Source organism: Candidatus Symbiopectobacterium sp., from assembly GCF_020054415.1.
In the GTDB taxonomy this organism is placed as follows: domain Bacteria; phylum Pseudomonadota; class Gammaproteobacteria; order Enterobacterales; family Enterobacteriaceae; genus Symbiopectobacterium.
Map to the genome: position 1 here is coordinate 1 of NZ_JAHWCO010000619.1, position 1877 is coordinate 1877.

3 protein-coding genes and 1 pseudogene are annotated in these 1877 nt (G+C 50.3%); 3 read left to right on the forward strand and 1 reads right to left on the reverse strand.

The window, feature by feature from the left end:
* Positions 1–187: 187 nt before the first annotated feature.
* From QZ506_RS21695 to QZ506_RS18000, 3 genes and pseudogenes are all read left to right on the forward strand, one after another.
* Positions 188–457: a GNAT family N-acetyltransferase gene (locus tag QZ506_RS21695; protein WP_367273035.1), complete on the forward strand. Its 270-nt coding sequence runs from the start codon at positions 188–190 to the stop codon at positions 455–457.
* Between the two features lie 105 nt (positions 458–562).
* Positions 563–1057 carry an SRPBCC family protein gene (locus QZ506_RS17995; protein WP_291972973.1) on the forward strand — a complete coding sequence of 165 codons (495 nt, stop codon included), beginning with the start codon at positions 563–565 and terminating at the stop codon, positions 1055–1057.
* A gap of 71 nt (positions 1058–1128) precedes the next feature.
* Positions 1129–1596, forward strand: a pseudogene (locus tag QZ506_RS18000) (MarC family NAAT transporter); the annotation flags it as partial.
* Between the two features lie 30 nt (positions 1597–1626).
* Here the strand turns inward: QZ506_RS18000 and QZ506_RS18005 are convergent.
* A partial coding sequence (locus QZ506_RS18005) for an IS1 family transposase (RefSeq protein ID WP_291972974.1) occupies positions 1627–1877 on the reverse strand: 251 nt, incomplete at its 5' end.

Below are 1877 nucleotides of genomic sequence, written 5' to 3' on the forward strand. Positions count from 1 at the left end.
CATGGTCAAAGCGCTTAACCGGATCACGCTATTAGGAATGCCGAACAGTATTCGCATCACGTAACAATCGACCCGTATGGGGCGCAGTCGTTACAAGTTCTGATTTATTCAACAAAGCCCATTTTAATCCAAAACAGGCGTACCACAACAGCATTATTCCCTATTATTCAACAAAGCCCCCCAGAGGATGAAATCCGCCCACAAAGGGATTGTGTGGGGCATGTATGTGGCACCAGACTACCGAGGAAAGTGCGTTTCCCTGCAATTGCTCAATCACACCATCTCACACGCTCGCTCGCGGGCTCGCATATTATTACTGAGCATAACACCCTCCAATTTGGCAGCGTATCGCTTGTATCAAAAGGCCGGTTTTTGCCAATATGGACAGGAGCCAGATGCAATGAAACTGGGCGAAATCTATTACAGTGAACGCCTTATGTTCTTTCCTTTACGTTAGCTACGCGTCTTCCAGAGACAGAGCAAACCTTGCCTAAGTGGAAAGAAGCGGCAAAAATAACAAGCAATGTTGTAAGCGGTAAGTCCACATCACAGAGGAGCCTGCGTGCCATCTTCTTTCTTTAAATCATTGGGTTTTGCCAGTAAGCGCGTTCCTGATGCCTTAAGCGGGAGCATCACTATCGCGCATTCTGCCGATGCACTGTATACCTTGTGGCGCAAGCCGGAAACGCTGCCGGTGCTGATGAGCCATTTTGCAACGATCACTATCCTTAATCAGACGGACTCCCTGTGGCGCGCCAATACGCCGCTCGGCTCGCTGCTGGAGTGGCGAGCACGCATCGTGGAAGAGAAACCGGGAGAAGCCATGCATTGGCGTTCACTTCCTGGCGCACTGGTTCCGAACGAAGGGAGGCTGACATTCTCACCCGCCCCCAATGGCGAGGTTAACGTCACGTTGTGGATTCGATTTACACCACCGGGTGGATTGATCGGCAGAAAAGTAGGCCAGCTCTTCACGTTGTTTTCACAAGATATGCTGAAACAAACGCTGGAGCGCTTTAAAAAAATGGCCGATGAGCAACAATTGCCGTCAGCTTAACTCGCCTGAATACGCTGCCGCTGTTTGCTCTATCGCCAGAAGAGCAGTGCCCAATAAGCATTGGAGGCCATATGCTGGAACTTATTAAGACCGTTGGTCTGGGCCTGGTGTTAATTTTGCCCCTGGCCAATCCGTTGACCACCATTGCGGTATTTCTTGCGTTGTCGAGTGACATGAGTGAGGGGGAGCGCAACCGGCAGATATTTCAAACCTCACTGTACGTGTTTATCATCATGATGGTGGCCTTTTATGGTGGGCAACTGATCATGAATACGCTGGGCATTTCTATTCCCGGCTTGCGCATCGCTGGTGGGCTGATCGTGGCTTTCATCGGTTTTCGTATGCTCTTCCCCCCACACCAGCGAGAGCACAGACCTGAGGCCGCCAGCAAGGCGGATGAAATCAACCGAAGCCCTTCAGCAAACCGGGTGAATATTGCCTTTGTTCCATTGGCCATGCCCAGTACCGCGGGACCCGGCACGATCGCGCTCATTATCAGTACCGCGTTGCAAATTAAAAGCGGAATTGCGATTACTCCCTAGTCGTGTATTCAATGAGTTGATGTAGCATCAAACGTAGTACTCGCGTTCGATGTAAGTACCGATGATCCTATCGTGCATTTCGGATGATTTTGAATATCCGAGCGTCTTGCGATTGAGCCGTTGCAATCGGTTACGCGGTGTCAGATGTGCACGCTCAACACGCTGTGTATACAGCTTGCTAACAATGTGTTTTACTTTTGGAAGTTCGTCGTTGTAAGCCCTGTAGCCATCCGTGTTTGCATGACTGACGACGGTAACGCTGATGGAAACTTTTGCCA